Origin of the sequence: Stutzerimonas urumqiensis (genome assembly GCF_003640395.1) — a bacterium.
GTDB lineage: Bacteria > Pseudomonadota > Gammaproteobacteria > Pseudomonadales > Pseudomonadaceae > Stutzerimonas > Stutzerimonas urumqiensis.
Genome location: NZ_RBZQ01000008.1, coordinates 129,548 through 145,372 on the forward strand (window position 1 = coordinate 129,548; position 15,825 = coordinate 145,372).

Genomic DNA, 15,825 nt, shown 5'->3' on the forward strand with positions numbered 1-15,825 from the left:
GCTGCGGCCCCTCGGCGACTCAGTGCTTGCGTTTGGTCACCATACCGTAGATCACCAGCAGGATGATCGCGCCGATCACGGCGCCGATGAACCCGGCCGCCTCGCCAGCGGCATAGATGCCCAGCGCCTGGCCGCCGTAGGTGGCGAGCAGTGCGCCGCCGATCCCGAGCAGGATGGTCATGATCCAGCCCATGCTGTCGTTGCCCGGCTTCAGGAAGCGTGCGATGAGGCCCACGATCAGGCCGATGATGATGGTTCCGATGATGCCCATAGGCGGTCTCCTCAGCGTCGATGCGCAACAGTGCGCTTAACGAAGTGGACCGGGCCGGGCTCTGACGGTTCGCCGTGAGTGCGCCGGGCCAGACGGCCGGCGCACCCTGGCAGGACGGGTCAGTCGTGCGCGATGAGGGCTTCGACCGCTGCGATTCGCTCCTCGAGCGTGGCGCGGTCGGCGCAGCGCAGCGTAGCGTGGCCCACCTTGCGGCCGGCCTTGAACGCCTTGCCGTAGTGATGCAGATGGCAATCCTCGATGGCCACCACCCGATCCACCGGCGGCACCGTGCCGATGAAGTTCAGCATGGCGCTCTCGCCGAGCTTGGCGGTCGAGCCCAGCGGCAGCCCGGCGACGGCCCGCAGGTGGTTCTCGAACTGGCTGCACTCGGCGCCTTCGATCGTCCAGTGGCCGGAGTTGTGCACGCGCGGCGCGATCTCGTTGGCCTTCAGCCCGCCGTCGACTTCGAAGAACTCGAAGGCCATGACGCCGACGTAATCCAGGTGCTCGAGGACGCGGCCGACGTAGTCTTCGGCCAGCGCCTGCAACGGATGATCGCTGCTGGCGATCGACAGCCGAAGGATGCCGCTGTCATGGCTGTTGTGAACCAGCGGGTAGAAACGGGTCTCGCCATCGCGGGCGCGCACGGCGATCAGCGATACCTCGCCGGTGAAGGGCACGAATCCTTCAAGGATGCAGGGCACGCTGCCCAGTTCGGCGAAAGCGCCGGCGACGTCGGCGGCCGTGCGCAGGACCTTCTGGCCCTTGCCGTCGTAGCCCAGGGTCCGGGTCTTGAGCACGGCGGGCAGGCCGATGGTGCCGGCGGCCGCGTCGAGGTCGGCTTGCGACTGGATGTCGGCGAACGCCGGGGTCGGGATGCCGAGGTCCTTGAACAGGGACTTCTCGAACCAGCGATCCCGCGCGATGCGCAGGGCCTGCGCGCTCGGGTAGACCGGTACGAACTGGGAGAGAAAGGCCACGGTCTCGGCCGGTACGCTTTCGAACTCGAAGGTCACGAGGTCGACCTCGTCGGCCAGCTGGCGCAGGTGGTCCTGATCGCCATAGTCGGCGCGGATGTGCTCGCCAAGCGCGCCGGCACAGGCGTCCGGCGCGGGGTCGAGGAAGGCGAAGCTCATGCCCAGCGGAGTGCCCGCCAGGGCCAGCATGCGGCCCAGCTGGCCGCCACCGATCACACCGATTTTCATGTCTGGCCTGTCTCCAGTAGGCGCCGGGTCAGGCCTGGCGCGGGTCCGGGTTGTCGAGCACGGTTTGCGTCTGCTCGTCGCGGAAGCGCTTGAGCGCCTGGTGATACTCGGGGAATTCGTGACCCAGCATGCTCGCCGCCAGCAGGGCCGCGTTGATCGCACCGGCCTTGCCGATGGCCAGCGTCGCGACCGGCACGCCGGCGGGCATCTGCACGATGGAGAGCAGCGAGTCGACGCCCGACAGCATCGAGGATTGCACCGGCACGCCGAGGACCGGCAGGTGGGTCTTGGCCGCGCACATGCCTGGCAGGTGGGCCGCGCCGCCGGCGCCGGCGATGATGACCCGCAGTCCGCGTGTTTCGGCCTGCTCGGCGTAGCGAAAGAGCAGGTCGGGCGTCCGGTGCGCGGAAACGACCGTCACCTCGTGGGGAATGCCCAGCTTTTCCAGCATCTCGGCGGTGTGGCTCAAGGTGGACCAGTCGGACTTGGAGCCCATGATCACGCCTACCAGTGCGCTCATCGTCGTGCCTCTTTGCGGCGCCCGCAGGCGCTTGGGAACAGGGAGCCACGCAGCGGCCTGGCTCGGCGAAAACGGCTGGAACCGCCATCCGGCGCGGTTCGAGGCGGCGCAGTATACCCGAAAGGTCCGCGCCTCAAGCAGCGCCACCGACCGCCCGTCACGCTCGGCTCCGCGCACGCGCCGTGCCGCGTCCGACCTGGCATCCGGCGCCATGCACGGCCGCCGCGCATCAGCCCTCGGGGCGCAGTCCCTTGCGCTCGAGCAGCGCCTGCACCTGGCTGCGCAGCGCCTTGAGATCGACCGGCTTGCCGATCGCCGCGTCGCAGCCGAGCGCGTGCAGGGCTTCGAGCTCGGCGCCGGTGGCGGCGCTGAGCATGATCACCGGCACATCGCGGGTGCGCGGGTCGGCGCGCAGGCAGCGCAGCAGCTCGTCGCCGTTCATGCCGGGCAGGTTGAGGTCGAGCAGCACCAGGTCCGGCGGCTCGGCGAGGATGCTGGTCAGCGCCTCGCGGCCATCGCCGCTCAGGCTTACGGTCGCAAGATCGGCCAGCGCCTTGCGGATCAGGAACTGGCTGGTCGGGTTGTCTTCGACGTAGCGGATGTGCGGCAACGCGCGAGCTTCGCCACCGGGCTGGCCCGGCAGCGACGGCGCGGCGGCCGGCAACAGGCGCATCTCGATCCAGAAGCAGCTGCCGGCGCCGAGGGTGCTGGTCAGGCCGATCTCGGCATCCATCAGGTTCGCGTATTCGCGACACAGCGACAGGCCGATGCCGGTGCCCTGGATGCTGGTGTTCTCCTGGCCGAGCCGCTGGAACGGCTCGAACAGTTTGTCCTGCAGGGCCGGGCTGATGCCGAACCCGGTGTCCTCGACTTGCAATCGGATGCGCTCGCCGATGCGCGCGTAGGCGAGCTTCACGCGGCCATGCGGCCGGTTGTACTTGATGGCGTTCGACAGCAGATTCAGCAGCACCTGGCGCAGCCGGCGCGCGTCGGCACGCACGCGCAGCTTGGCGGGCGGCAGGTCGAGGTCGAACACCAGCCCCTGGCGCTCGATTTCCAGGCGGACCAGCCCGGCGCACTCGCCCATCAGTTCGGCCAGCGACACCGGTTGCAGGTCGAGCCGCGGCCGTTCGGCCTGGATGCTCGACCAGTCGAGGATGTCCGTCACCAGCTGGCTGAGGTGGCGGCTGGCGGCGAGGATTTCACGGGCGTAATCGGTGCTCGTGTCGTCGCGCCTGCCTTCGAGTTGCATCAGCTGGGCGAAGCCCTGGATGGCGTTGAGCGGGGTGCGCAGCTCGTGGCTCATGCTGGAGATGAAGCGGCTCTTGGCCTGGCTCGCGGCCTGCGCGGTTTCGCTCGCCTGGCGCAGTTCGGCCTCGACGAGCTTGAGCGCGTCGATGTCGATGTGGGTGCCGGCCAGCAGCGTCGGCTGGCCATCGGCGTCGCGCTCGACCACGCGGCCGCGGCTGAGCAGCCAGACGTAGCGGCCCTGCTGGTCGGCGAAGCGGTACTCGGCCTCGTAGCGGTCGTCCAGCCCCTGCTCGACGCGCTGCATCGCCTGGCGCACGCGCGGCAGATCCTGCGGATGGATGCGCTGCATGAAGAATTCCTGGCTGAGCGAGGCCGACGGCAGGCCGAAGCGGCTGCCGATCCGCCCGCTCAGCGTCACGCGGGACGAGACCAGGTTCAGTTCCCACAGGCTTTCGGTGGCGCATTCGAGCACGAGTTCGAGGTTGCGCTGGACGGTGCGGCGCCGCGCCTCGCTCTGCTCGAGCTGCAGGCCGACCGCGCCGGCATGGGCAGCCATCTGGTCGAGCTCGCGGATCTGCGCCACCGGTCGTGCCGGTCGCCAGTTGCCCTGGCCGATCTGCGCGATCATGTTCGAAATGCCGGCGATCGGCTCCAGCAGCCGCTGGCTCAGGCCCCGCGCCCGCAACCAGAGGAAGCAGAAGTACAGCAGGTAGAACACCGCCAGACCGGCGATCAGCAGGTAGCCGATGGTGCGGTAGCGCGATGCCAGCAGGTGGGTGTCGTGGAAGATGTCGGCCTCATCGACGACCGCCAGCAGGTGCCAGCCGGTCTGCGCGATGGTGCTCCAGGCAACCAGGTAGGTGCGGCCGTCGAGCGCCAGCGACCGCACGCCCTCCGGCTGGTTGGCGATCGCCTGGGCCAGCGCGCGGGTCGGTTCGCGCTTGGCCAGGTTGAAATCCTCGGGCTTGAAGATTTCCCGGCGGATGGCTTCGTTGTAGGAATGAGCCGTCAGTTCGTTGAGGCCGAAGTCTTCTTCGCCCTCGGCGGGCAGGGCCATGATGTTCAGGTCGTCGCTGACCAGTACGGCGTAGCCGTTCCACGGCACCCGCAGCTGATCGATCTGGGTGAGGATGCCGCCGACGGTGATATCGATGCCTGACACGCCTTCGAGGAAATCGCCGCGGTAGACGGGGGTGATCGCCGACATCATCCAGCCGTGGCCGGCCGGGTCGAGGTAGACGTCCGTCCACACCACCTCGCGGTCCGGGTTGTGCTTGCCGTCGGCGAGGTAATAGAAGTTGTACCCGGGGATGACCATGTCGTGCGGGTACTGGCTGGGCGTCAGGAACCAGGGGTAGATGTGGTTGTAGCTGTCCCAGCTGTTGAAGTAGAGGCTGGCGACCAGTGGGTTCTGCTTCTTGATCTGCTCCATCAGCGGATCGAGCGTCGACAGGCGCGCAACCTTGTCGAGGTCCTGTTCCGCAACGGGCGTGCTGCTGGCGTAGAAGGAGGCGGCGCCGCCATCGTCGGCCGGCGAGAAGCGCACGCCGTCGAGGCTGAGCGCGAGCGCGGGCGGGTCGGGCGCTTCCGGCGCGAGCAGGGCCTGGCGGGTCATGTTGCCGAAGAGGGCGGTCAGCTGCGTGACGTACGTCAGCTGGCCATCGACCACCCGGCTTTCCAGCTCGACGGCCGAGCGTAGGCTGGAGAGCGCCGACTCGCGCAGGTGTTCGATCTGCGCGTCGCGAATGGCGTTGTTACTCAGCAGGTACACGGCGATGAGCCCGGTCTCGACCAGGATCAGCGGGATCAGCGCACTTCTTACGAAGGCTCGCCAGATCCACTGGCGTACACCGACGAGACCTGCAGGCACAAGCACACCTCTACGTGGGAGCGCGCGATGATAGCAGCGGTGCCGAAGCGGCTCGATAGCCGATTCACAGTTCGGCCGATCGAGGCGGCCATCCGTCGCCTTGACCGGCCCCTTTCTCCAGCCGACGCCAGAGCAGCCGCACTGTGGCCTTGCGGGTCAGGGTGCAGCGGTACAGGCGGATGTCGAGCGGCACCTGCCACTGCTCGCCGCCGCAGATCGCCAGCTCGCCGCGTTGCAGTTCCGGCTCGACCGACAGCCGCGGCACCCAGGCGATGCCCAGGCCCTGGAGCGCCATCGTCTTGAGGCTGTCGGCCATCGCCGTCTCGTAGACGGTGGTCGAGCGCAGCGCGCGCTGGCGCAGCAGCAGGTTGACCGAGCGACCGAGGAAGGCACCGGCGGTGTAGGCCAGCAGCGGCACGGTCTCGCCGCTGTCGATGTCGTAGCGCGGCGCGCCATCGGCATCCGCCGCGCACACCGGCAGCATCTGCGTGCCGGCCAGGTGCAGGGACGGAAACAGCTCCGGGTCCAGCTGCAGCGCGGCGTCCGGGTCGTAATAGGCCAGGATCAGGTCGCAGGAGCCGTCCCGCAGGGCATGGACGGCCTCGCCGACATTGGTCGCCACCAGTCGCGCGGCGATGTTGAGCCCTTCGTTGCGCAGCCGCGAGATCCATGCCGGGAAGAAGCCCAGCGCCAGCGAATGCGCCGCGGCGATCTGCAACACCTCGCCCTGCTGGCCTTCGAGGTGATGCAGATGGCGCACCACCTCGCCGAGCTGCTCGACCAGGCTGCGCGCCGTGACCAGGAACAGCTGCCCCGATTCGGTCAGCTCGACCGGCGTACGGGTGCGGTTGACCAGCGTCAGGCCGAGGCTGTCTTCGAGCGCGCGAATGCGGCGGCTGAACGCCGGCTGGGTGACGAAGCGCCGCGCCGCCGCCTGGGAAAAGCTGCGGGTGGCGGCCAGGGCGATGAAGTCGTCCAGCCATTTGGTTTCCAGGTTCATGAGAGGCGCCTCCATACGTCCATCGGGCTTGGCAAGTCACGGGCGCATTATGCCGAATGTGCATGACTCAATGCCGAACGGCATTGGCCGTCGGTGAGCTGTGAGCCTTACGCTACAGGCATTGCAGTAGATTCTGCAGCCTCTGGTACAGAAGTCTCCGTTATGTCCGAAAACGCAACATGCCGGCTCGAGAAAGACCTGCTCGGCACCCTCGAAGTCCCCTCCGACGCCTACTACGGCATCCAGACCCTGCGTGCCGTGCACAACTTCCGCCTGACCGGCGTGCCGCTCTCGCACTACCCCAAGCTGGTGGTCGCCCTGGCGATGGTCAAGCAGGCCGCGGCGGACGCCAACCGCGAACTCGGTTACCTGTCGCCGGCCAAGCACGCCGCGATCAGCGAGGCCTGCCGGCGCATCACCGCCGGTGAGTTCCACGAGCAGTTCGTCGTCGACATGATCCAGGGCGGCGCCGGTACCTCGACCAACATGAACGCCAACGAGGTGATCGCCAACCTCGGGCTCGAGGCGATGGGCCATGCGAAGGGCGACTACCACCAGCTGCACCCCAACAACGACGTGAACATGGCGCAGTCCACCAACGACGCCTACCCGACGGCGATTCGCCTGGGCCTGCTGCTCGGCCACGAGACGCTGCTCGGCAGCCTCGAGCGGCTCTGCCAGTCCTTCGCGGCCAAGGGCGAGGCCTTCGCCCAGGTGCTCAAGATGGGCCGCACGCAGTTGCAGGACGCGGTACCGATGACGCTCGGCCAGGAGTTCCAGGCCTTCGCCAACACGCTCGGCGAGGATCTCCAGCACCTGCGCCGCTTCGCCCCGGAGCTGCTGCTCGAGGTGAACCTCGGCGGCACGGCGATCGGCACCGGCATCAACGCGCACCCGCGCTACCAGGCCATCGCCGTGCAGCGCCTGGCCGAGATCAGCGGCCACCCGTTGCGACCGGCGCCGGACCTGATCGAAGCCACCTCGGATATGGGCTCCTTCGTGCTCTTCTCCGGCATGCTCAAGCGGCTGGCCGTGAAGCTGTCGAAGATCTGCAACGACCTGCGCCTGCTCTCCAGCGGCCCGCGCACCGGCATCAACGAGATCAACCTGCCGGCGCGTCAACCCGGCAGCTCGATCATGCCGGGCAAGGTCAACCCGGTGATTCCCGAGGCGGTCAACCAGGTCGCCTTCGAAGTGATCGGCAACGACCTGGCGCTGACCCTGGCGGCCGAGGGCGGCCAGTTGCAGCTCAACGTGATGGAGCCGCTGATCGCCTACAAGCTGTTCGACTCCATCCGCCTGCTGCACCGCGCGATGGAGATGCTGCGCGAGCACTGCGTCGATGGCATCACCGCCAACGAAGCGCGCTGTCGCGAGCTGGTGGAAAGCTCGATCGGGCTGATCACCGCGCTCAACCCCTACATCGGCTACGAGAACAGCACCCGCATCGCGCGGGAGGCGCTGCTCAGCGGCCGCGGTGTGCTGGAGCTGGTGCGTGAAGAAGGACTGCTGGACGACGCCATGCTGGCCGACATCCTGCGACCGGAGAACATGATCGCGCCGAGGCTGGTACCGCTGAAGGACTGACCGGACTGAGCGGCAGCGCACACCCCGCCGGCCCAAGGGCCGCGCGGGGTGGCGGTGCGGGGAGGCGTCACTATAATCCCGACTGCCTTCCGCCCGCCGACCGGCGCGCGGGACGGTTCGTCGCTTTCCGGCCCATGCCGTCGAGATCGCACCGTTCGCACCCAAGGAGGGAGCCATGCAGCTGCCAACAATAAAAACGCTGTTTCTCGCATCACTCGTCTTCACCGCACCGGCCCATGCCGAGTTGCCACCGGACTACAAGGTCGTCCTGCTCACCAGCAATTTCCCACCGTTCAACCTGTCCACCGACGGCAAGAACTTCGCCCGCGACGAGGCCATCCAGGGCATCGGCGTCGATACCGTGCGCGAAGCCTTCAAGCGCGCCGGCATCGCCTACAGCATGACCCTGCGCTTCCCGTGGGAACGCCTGTACCAGCAGGCCCTGCTGCAACCCGATCACGGCCTGTTCTCGACCACCATCACCGACGCGCGGCGCGACAAGTTCAAGTGGGTCGGGCCGATCGCCCATTACGACAGCGTGCTGCTGGCCGCCCCCGGTTCCGGCATCGCGCTGGACAGTCTCGATCAGGCGCGCCAGTACCGCATCGGCGGCTACAAGGACGGCGGTACCAGCGAATACCTGGAAGCCCAGGGCATCGCCCACCTCGATGCGCTGCACGACGAAGCCAACCTGCGCAAGCTGCTGAACGGGGATATCGATCTCTGGGCCACGGCCGACGCGACCTGGCGCCATTACGCCGAGCAGGACGGCGTCGAAGGGCTCAAGCCGGTGCTGCGCTTTCACACCGCGCCGCTGTACCTGGCGCTCAACAAGGCGACGCCGGACGAAGTGGTCGAGCGGCTCCAGGCGGCGATGGACCAGATCATCGACGAGGGCTACGCCGGCTGCGCCAAGACGCCGGACCTGTGCTACCTGATCCGCGACCGCAAGGCCTTGGCTGCCAGTCAGCCGCTGAACTGAGTGACACGCTCACAGGCCTGCTGCACTAATCGGGCAGAGGGCCTGCGCGGCGGTTGAGCCAGGCGACGAAAAGGGCTGTAGCAAGGAGTGTGAAAAACACGATTGCCGCACCGAATGCGGATCCGGCGTGATGAGATTTCGACGTACCGACGTAGTGGATGCTCCGCCAGTATCCGAGCAGTTCATCCGGGCGGTCAGGCACCACCGTGCGCTGCTCCGCTCGCGCTCGCGCCATCTCGAGCTTGGCAGAGAGTTCATCCACCGGCGGACGGCGTTTTGGTTCTCGTGATAAAGCCTGGATTTCCCTGTCGCAGAGCCATCTAACCATCGTCATCCGGTAGCGAGGATCTTGGCGATAGCCGCAGTTGGCAGGTGCTTCGCGAATCGACCGAATCTGGAACACCTGCCGGCGCACATGGCCAACCTCGATCCAGGCGAGTGGCTCTATCGTTTTCGGTGCCAAGGGCGCCGCCAACAACCAGGCCCCGCCGGTGGTATCGAGCAGGTAGTTGCTCAGGTCGCACTGTCGGACGGCTGGCCATCTCCGTTCGCAGCGCAGGGCGCTGACCGATGCGGCGTACTGCACCTGCTCCTTCCACAGTCCTGCTTGGGTCGGAATCGACGCAGCGTCGTCGTCTAGCAATAGACACCAAATCACTGAGGTCAAGCCGATCGCAAGCGTCGCTGGCAGCAGTAATGGGTGCCTTCGCTTCTCTGAGCGATAGAGATAGACGGCCGCCAGCAGGCACAGGAGATCGAATACCAGCCAACCGCCATGTTCAGCCAACCGACCGTCGCTCCAGCGCTCCAGTGCGATCTCATCAACCACAACCTTCTGATTGTCGGCGGCCGACTCCGCCTGTGATGCATCCAAGCGGGCGATAGTAAAGACCTGGCCGTCGTACACGCCGATACGTACCCGATCGCCTGGCCTGATACTCCCTACATTGGCCCCGCCTATCTCGACCGTCGCGGGCACATAGACCGGCCAGCTCCGACCATTTGATGCGGTCAGCTTAATCTGCCATCGGCAGCGCTTGTATCTCCCTGCGCTTGGGCATTCCTCAAAGGGTTCAAGCGCTTGGAGTGCAATGTCGTGATAGCGGAGTTCACGAGGCAAGGGTACGTGATCTGTTACCTCGTCCAGGCGAGCCACAAGGTCGATGAAACTCATTGCACCGATAAAGACAGCCAGACCCAGAATTACCGCTCGCATGTCACGTCCTTTCCATACGGGATTGGAGTGTCGGGCTGACAAGGCTTGAGGTCTGTGTGGTTGGTCTCACGCGGGCGCTTCATGCGCCCGTCAATCGACCGCGAACAGCCCGTCCCGCACCGTCGGCTGGCACAGCCGCTCGCGGATGTCCGGGTCGATGCGTGGGTCGTCGGGGCTGTAGAGCATCACCTGGCGGTAGGCAGCGATCCGGTTGATTTCCCGGCCCAGGTATTCCCAGACCACGCGGGTGCATGCCGGCGTGCGGCGGTCGCCGCTGGAGACGCCCGTCTTGAGGCCGTTGAGGCGGGTAATGCGGCTCTTGAAGCTGGGGATGAGGATGGTCTGGCTCATCTCGTTGAGCGTCAGCGATTCGTAATCGACCAGGAATAGCCTGTCCTGCAGGCAGAAGGCCGCGCCCAGGTAGCGACAGCGTACCCAGTCCTCGGCTTCGCCCACGCCGGGGCTGGAGCGCTCCTGGCGCTCCTGGCGCTCGAACAGGTAGTCGCCGCCCGGCTCCTCGCGCAGGTGGACGAGCGACACCAGGACGCTGCCGGGCACCGACATGCAGTTGGCGTATTCGAAGTAGTAGCCGCAGTAGCGCGACAGGCTGCTGGCGTGCTCGCGCAGCGGCTGGAGCAGCGCGGCGAGCGGATCGGCCGGGGCGTGCCGGGCGTCCTCGCTCGGGCGGGCGCCGATCAGGCGCGCGAACTGCTCGGACGGCAGCCCCAGTTCGTAGCTTTCCACCCCGAAGAAATCGCCGATGCGCTTGAGGTTGTAGGGCGTCGGCCGGCTCTGGCCGTTGAGGTACTTGTTGAATTGCGCCCGGTTGATCGACAGCTTGCGGCACACCTCGGCGATCGAGCGGTAGTGGCTGCACAGCAGCTTGAGGTTATCGGCGAGGTGGACGGACATGGCGGGTTCCGGCTGATGCGACCGGCGCGACTATAGCATCAGGTCGCGCCAGTTCGCCGACAGCCGCGAAATTGCCTCGCTGCAACCGATCGACAACCATCGCCGACTTCCCGCCGGGATGGCGGAACCCTGCGCTCCGCCAGACAACAAAAAGTCACTGACAAAAAGGTGAATCCATCATGCTCGACCTTCTCAACGACCTCATCTGGAGCAAGCTGCTGATCGTGATGCTGGTCGGCCTGGGTCTGTATTTCACGATCCGGTCCGGCTTCGTTCAGTTTCGCTACTTCGGCAGCATGTTTCGCATCTTCGGCGAAGCCTTCGAACGCAAACCGGGGCAACTGAGCTCCTTCCAGGCGCTGATGCTCAGCGTCGCCGGCCGCGTCGGTGCCGGCAACATCGCCGGCGTCGCGGTCGCCATCATGCTCGGCGGGCCGGGCGCGGTGTTCTGGATGTGGGTGGTGGCGCTGGTCGGCATGGCCACCAGCTACTTCGAATGCTCGCTGGCACAGCTGTACAAGCGCCGCGAAGCGGACGGCACCTTCCGCGGCGGCCCGGCGTTCTACATCCAGCACGGCCTGGGCCAGCGCTGGATGGCGGTGTTGTTCTCGATACTGCTGCTGGTGACCTTCGGCTTCGGCTTCAACGCGCTGCAGTCCTTCACCGTGGCCAGCTCGCTGTACGACACCTTCGGCCTGCCGACCTACGTCAGCGGCATCGTGCTGGCGATCGTCATGGCGATCATCATCTTCGGCGGCATCCGCCGGATCGCCAGCATCGCCGACATCCTGGTCCCGATCATGGCGTTCATCTACATCGGCATGGCGCTCACCGTGATCGGCATGAACATCGGCGAGGTGCCGGAAACGCTCGGCCTGATCGTGCGTAGCGCCTTCGGCCTCGAGCCCGCGTTCGCCGGTGGCATCGGCGCGGCGATCATCATGGGCGTCAAGCGTGGCCTGTTCTCCAACGAGGCGGGCCTGGGCAGCGCGCCGAACGTGGCAGCGGTCGCCGAGGTGGCGCACCCGTCGGCGCAGGGCATCGTGCAATCGCTCAGCGTGTTCATCGACACCCTGCTGGTGTGCACCAGCACGGCGCTGATCATCCTGCTCTCCGGCGCCTACACCCCCGGCATCGAGGAAGTCGCCGGCGTCGTGCTGACCCAGAGTGCGCTGGCGGCGGTGGTCGGCGAGTGGGGACGGGTGTTCATCAGCATCGCGCTGTTGCTGTTCGTCTTCACCACGCTGATCTACAACTACTACCTGGGCGAGAACGCACTGGGCTTCTTCACCAGCAAGCGCCCCGTGATCCAGGGCTATCGCGCGCTGGTCATCGCGCTCGTGCTGTGGGGATCGCTGCAGGACCTGGGCACGGTGTTCGCCTTCGCCGATGTCACCATGGGCCTGCTGGCGATCGTCAACCTGATCGCCCTCGCGCTCCTGTTCAAGACCGGCCTGCGCCTGATGCGCGACTACGACGGCCAGGTGCGCGCCGGTGCCACCCAGCCGGTGCTGGATCCGAAGGTCTACGCCGACCTGGACATCGATCGCAGCGCCTGGCCGGACGTGCCCTCCATCGTGCAGCCGCCGGCCGGCACCGCCGCACCGACGCGCTGATCCCACCGCGCACGGCGACCGTCAGGGTCGCCGTGCCACTCGGCCCGCCGCGGCGGCCGCTATCGGACTCGCATGAGGATGTCGTCGTGAGTTCATCCAACACCCGGCTGCTGGTGCTCTACACCGGCGGCACCATCGGCATGCAGCAAGGCCCGAGCGGGCTCTTGCCCGCCTCCGGCTTCGAAGAGCGGCTGCGCACCCGACAGGCGCTGGAAACCGAAGCGCTGCCGGACTGGCACTTTCGCGAGCTGTCCCCGCCGCTCGACAGCGCCGACATGACCCAGGCCAACTGGCTGGAGATGGCGGCAGCGGTCCGCCGGGGCGTCGAAGACGGCGGCTGCGACGCGGTCTTGGTGCTCCACGGCACCGATACCCTGGCCTACAGCGCCGCGGCCCTGTCCTTCCTGCTGCTCGGCCTTGGCGTACCGGTCGTGCTGACCGGGGCGATGCTGCCGGCGGGCGCGGAGGGCAGCGATGCCTGGCCGAACCTGTTCGGCGCCATGCGCGCGGTGCAACGCGGCGTGCCGACCGGCGTGCACCTGTATTTCAACGGCGCGCTGCTGCATGGCGCCAGGGTGACCAAGCTGCGCAGCGACGCCTTCGATGCCTTCGATTGCCTGCCGCGCCGGCGGAACGCGGCGCCGGCCGTCCCGCTGCCGGTCGCGCTCGATCACCGCGCCGTGCGCCGCCCCGTTCCGCTGGCCGTCTTGCCGCTGCATCCCGGCGTGCGCGCCGAAACCCTCGATGCGCTGGTCGACAGCGGTATCCGCGGCTTGCTGCTGGAGTGCTATGGCAGCGGGACCGGTCCCTCGGGCGACGTCCGCCTGCTCGACGCGCTGCGCCGCGCACATGCGCGGGGTGTGGTGCTGGCGGCGATCAGCCAGTGCCCGGCCGGGCATATCGATTTCGAGGTCTACGCCACCGGCAGCGCCTTGCGCGACGCCGGCCTGGTCTCCGGCGGCGGCATGACCCGCGAAGCCGCGCTGGGCAAGCTGTTCGCGCTGCTTGGCGCGGGGCTGTCGCAGGCCGAGGTCGAGCACTGGTTTGTCCGCGATCTGTGCGGGGAAATGGCAGGCCCGTGAGTGCGCCAGCGGGACGATGGAGCGGGGCGCTGACACTTCGTTTCTATCCGGCGCTTCGACGCAGGAGACACGGCGCACTGGTGCCCTGCGGCGCTTGCCGTCCGCCCGGCGCAATTTTCAGAGTGCGCCGTGCGCCTGGGCACCTTCGCGCAACAGCGCCAGTACTCGCTTCGCCGCAGGCGATAGCAGATCCTCGCGGCGGGTGATGAGGCCGTAGACCATCAGGTCGCGATTAAGGCCGCTCTCGATACCGGCTCCCACTTCGACCCGCGCGAGCATGCCGTAGCGCGCATAGTGCTCGACCACATCGCGCGGCAGCACCGTGAGCATGGCGTTCTTCTCCAGCAGGGTGGTTACCAGCAGCAGATTCTCCACGTTCACCACCTTGCGCGGCGGCGTCATCCCGGCGTGCTGGAACAACGCATCGAACGCCTCGCGCAGCACGCTGCCCGGCGGCGGCAGCACCCAGTCGGCCTCGTGCAGCTCTGCCAGCGGCATCTCGCGCCCGATCAGTCCGGGCCGCGCGCAAACGCACAGCGGCTCGCGGTGAAGGGGCTCGAAGCATAGCTCGGTGCGCCCCGGCTCCGCGAAATAGCGCGCCACCACGAAATCCAGCTGATCGTCGTTCAGCAGTGTCAGCAGGTCGCGGCTCGACCCGGTGTGGATGCTCAGTTCCAGCGCCGGATGATATTGTTTCACCCGCCGGATCAGCTCAGGCAGCAGCTCGGCGCAGGGCGTCAGGATGGTGCCGATGCGCACGCTACCCTGCTCGCCGCGGCGCAGCGCGCCGACTTCATCGAAGGCGTTCTCCAGCCCTGTCAGCATGCGCCGGGCGTGGCGGATCATCGCCTCGCCATAACGGGTCGGTACCACACCCCGTGCATGACGCTCGAACAGCGGCACATCGAGACCGTCTTCCAGCTCCTTGAGCAGCTTCGACAGGGCCGGCTGGGAAATGCCCAGGCCCTGGGCGGCGCGGTTGAGATTGGCGGTCTCGCCAAGGGCCACCAGCATCGGGATGTGCCGGCTTTTCAGGCGGGCCCGGACGAACCAGCTGCTGCTCAGAGTCTTCATACGGATATATCCATTCGTATATGGCTGCGACGCGATTGCATATTTGTTGATGATGTCTTGCCTGTCTAGGCTCTGGTTCAGTTGAGGTGCCGACAGCGCAGTCTGCGCCTCCTGATCGAGACGAATACCTAATAAGAACAATGGGAGAGGCAGCTATGCCATCGAATATCCAGCGTTTCGGATTCGGCCTTGCGGCGGTCCTGGTCCTGGCATCCGGCAGTGCTTTCGCCAAACAGGAATGGAAAGTCCAGATCAACGTCAACGCAGGTGATGACGAGTACCGCATCGCCCAGCAGTGGGCCAAAAGCGTCGGCAAAAAGACCAACGGTGAAATCACCATCGAAGTCCTGCCGACTGGCACCATCGTTGGCAACAACGAGACGCTGGATGCCGTTGGTGCGGGCATCATTCAAGGCCATATCACCGATCCCGGTTACTTCTCCGGCAAGAACCCGGCCTTCGCGGTGTACGGCAACATGGTCGGCGCCTGGAGCGGCCCGGAGCCTTTTCTCGACTACATGCGCAATGCGGGCGGAGAGGAGGGCTATAACCGTCTGGTCGAGCCGTACGGTGTTCATCTCATTCGTGCAGGCGCCGTGGGCGCCGAATCCCTGATCAGCAAGCGCAAGATCGAATCGCTCGATGACTTGAAGGGTCTCAAGGTGCGTGCGCCGGAAGGCATGGTCTCGAACATCTTCCAGCTGGTGGGCGCCGCGCCGGTGAACCTGCCGACCTCGGAGGTGTACACCGCGCTGGAAAAGGGCGTGATCGACGCGGCCGATTACACGGTGTTTTCCACCAACTACCAGCAGGGCTATCACAAGTACGCGCCGTTCGCCGTCTATCCGGGTTTCCACTCGATGCCCATGAAAGACATCTCGGTCAACAAGGCGCTGTGGGATGCCCTGACCCCCGAGCAGCAGAAGATTCTCGAGGACTCGGTCGACGCCTTCACCGAGCAGCTGATCACCGAGCTGCAGAAAAAGGACGAGGAGCAGGTGGCGCTGGCCAGGCAGAAGGGCGACGTCACCCTGACCGCGCTCTCCGAGGATGAGCTGAAGAAGTTTCGCCAGGCCGCGCGGAACGAGTGGTCGCGCTGGCGTGATCGCAGCCCCCAGGCCAAGGAGGCGGTGGATTCGATCCAGGCCTACCTGCGGGACAAGGGCATGCTCTGAGCCGCGTTGCGCGGCCGATCGATCTTCGCTGACCAACGGCTTTCCGGCTGCGGCCGGACAGCCC

At 66.6% G+C, this 15,825-nt stretch carries 13 protein-coding genes; 5 read left to right on the top strand and 8 right to left on the bottom strand.

Going from position 1 to position 15,825, the window contains the following annotated elements:
- Positions 1 to 19: 19 nt before the first annotated feature.
- The 5 genes from D7325_RS15760 to D7325_RS15780 form a co-directional block, all read right to left on the bottom strand.
- Positions 20 to 271 (bottom strand): GlsB/YeaQ/YmgE family stress response membrane protein, encoded by a 252-nt coding sequence (locus D7325_RS15760; RefSeq protein ID WP_120997299.1) that lies wholly within the window; start codon positions 269 to 271, stop codon positions 20 to 22.
- A 119-nt stretch (positions 272 to 390) separates the two neighbouring features.
- Positions 391 to 1,476, bottom strand: a complete 1,086-nt coding sequence (locus D7325_RS15765; RefSeq protein WP_120997301.1) for a 5-(carboxyamino)imidazole ribonucleotide synthase — start codon at positions 1,474 to 1,476, stop codon at positions 391 to 393.
- Between the two features lie 28 nt (positions 1,477 to 1,504).
- Complete coding sequence (purE, locus tag D7325_RS15770; protein ID WP_120997303.1) at positions 1,505 to 1,996, bottom strand: 5-(carboxyamino)imidazole ribonucleotide mutase; 492 nt, start codon at positions 1,994 to 1,996, stop codon at positions 1,505 to 1,507.
- Between the two features lie 229 nt (positions 1,997 to 2,225).
- The gene (locus D7325_RS15775) at positions 2,226 to 5,117 is read right to left on the bottom strand and encodes a hybrid sensor histidine kinase/response regulator (RefSeq protein WP_120997305.1); all 2,892 of its coding nucleotides are present in this window, start codon (positions 5,115 to 5,117) and stop codon (positions 2,226 to 2,228) included.
- A 64-nt stretch (positions 5,118 to 5,181) separates the two neighbouring features.
- Positions 5,182 to 6,117 (bottom strand): LysR substrate-binding domain-containing protein, encoded by a 936-nt coding sequence (locus D7325_RS15780; protein WP_120997307.1) that lies wholly within the window; start codon positions 6,115 to 6,117, stop codon positions 5,182 to 5,184.
- A 162-nt stretch (positions 6,118 to 6,279) separates the two neighbouring features.
- On the opposite strand from D7325_RS15780, the gene D7325_RS15785 reads away from it, so the two are divergent.
- Complete coding sequence (locus D7325_RS15785) at positions 6,280 to 7,704, top strand: aspartate ammonia-lyase (protein WP_120997309.1); 1,425 nt, start codon at positions 6,280 to 6,282, stop codon at positions 7,702 to 7,704.
- A gap of 175 nt (positions 7,705 to 7,879) precedes the next feature.
- Entirely contained in the window at positions 7,880 to 8,686 is an 807-nt protein-coding gene (locus D7325_RS15790; RefSeq protein ID WP_120997311.1) for a substrate-binding periplasmic protein, read from the top strand.
- Positions 8,687 to 8,711: 25 nt separating this feature from the next.
- Here the strand turns inward: D7325_RS15790 and D7325_RS15795 are convergent, their stop codons facing one another.
- Both D7325_RS15795 and D7325_RS15800 read right to left on the bottom strand, forming a co-directional pair.
- Positions 8,712 to 9,902: a hypothetical protein gene (locus D7325_RS15795; protein WP_120997313.1), complete on the bottom strand. Its 1,191-nt coding sequence runs from the start codon at positions 9,900 to 9,902 to the stop codon at positions 8,712 to 8,714.
- A 90-nt stretch (positions 9,903 to 9,992) separates the two neighbouring features.
- Complete coding sequence (locus D7325_RS15800) at positions 9,993 to 10,814, bottom strand: helix-turn-helix domain-containing protein (RefSeq protein WP_120997315.1); 822 nt, start codon at positions 10,812 to 10,814, stop codon at positions 9,993 to 9,995.
- A gap of 179 nt (positions 10,815 to 10,993) precedes the next feature.
- Here D7325_RS15800 and D7325_RS15805 point away from each other — a divergent pair, with 179 nt between their 5' ends.
- Positions 10,994 to 12,430: an alanine/glycine:cation symporter family protein gene (locus D7325_RS15805; protein ID WP_120997317.1), complete on the top strand. Its 1,437-nt coding sequence runs from the start codon at positions 10,994 to 10,996 to the stop codon at positions 12,428 to 12,430.
- Between the two features lie 86 nt (positions 12,431 to 12,516).
- Positions 12,517 to 13,512, top strand: coding sequence for an asparaginase (locus D7325_RS15810; RefSeq protein ID WP_120997319.1), 996 nt, complete (start codon positions 12,517 to 12,519; stop codon positions 13,510 to 13,512).
- Positions 13,513 to 13,629: 117 nt separating this feature from the next.
- Here the strand turns inward: D7325_RS15810 and D7325_RS15815 are convergent, their stop codons facing one another.
- Positions 13,630 to 14,586, bottom strand: coding sequence for a LysR substrate-binding domain-containing protein (locus D7325_RS15815; protein ID WP_177431803.1), 957 nt, complete (start codon positions 14,584 to 14,586; stop codon positions 13,630 to 13,632).
- 155 nt (positions 14,587 to 14,741) lie between these two features.
- Here D7325_RS15815 and D7325_RS15820 point away from each other — a divergent pair, with 155 nt between their 5' ends.
- Complete coding sequence (locus D7325_RS15820) at positions 14,742 to 15,761, top strand: TRAP transporter substrate-binding protein (protein ID WP_120997320.1); 1,020 nt, start codon at positions 14,742 to 14,744, stop codon at positions 15,759 to 15,761.
- Positions 15,762 to 15,825 lie beyond the last annotated feature (64 nt).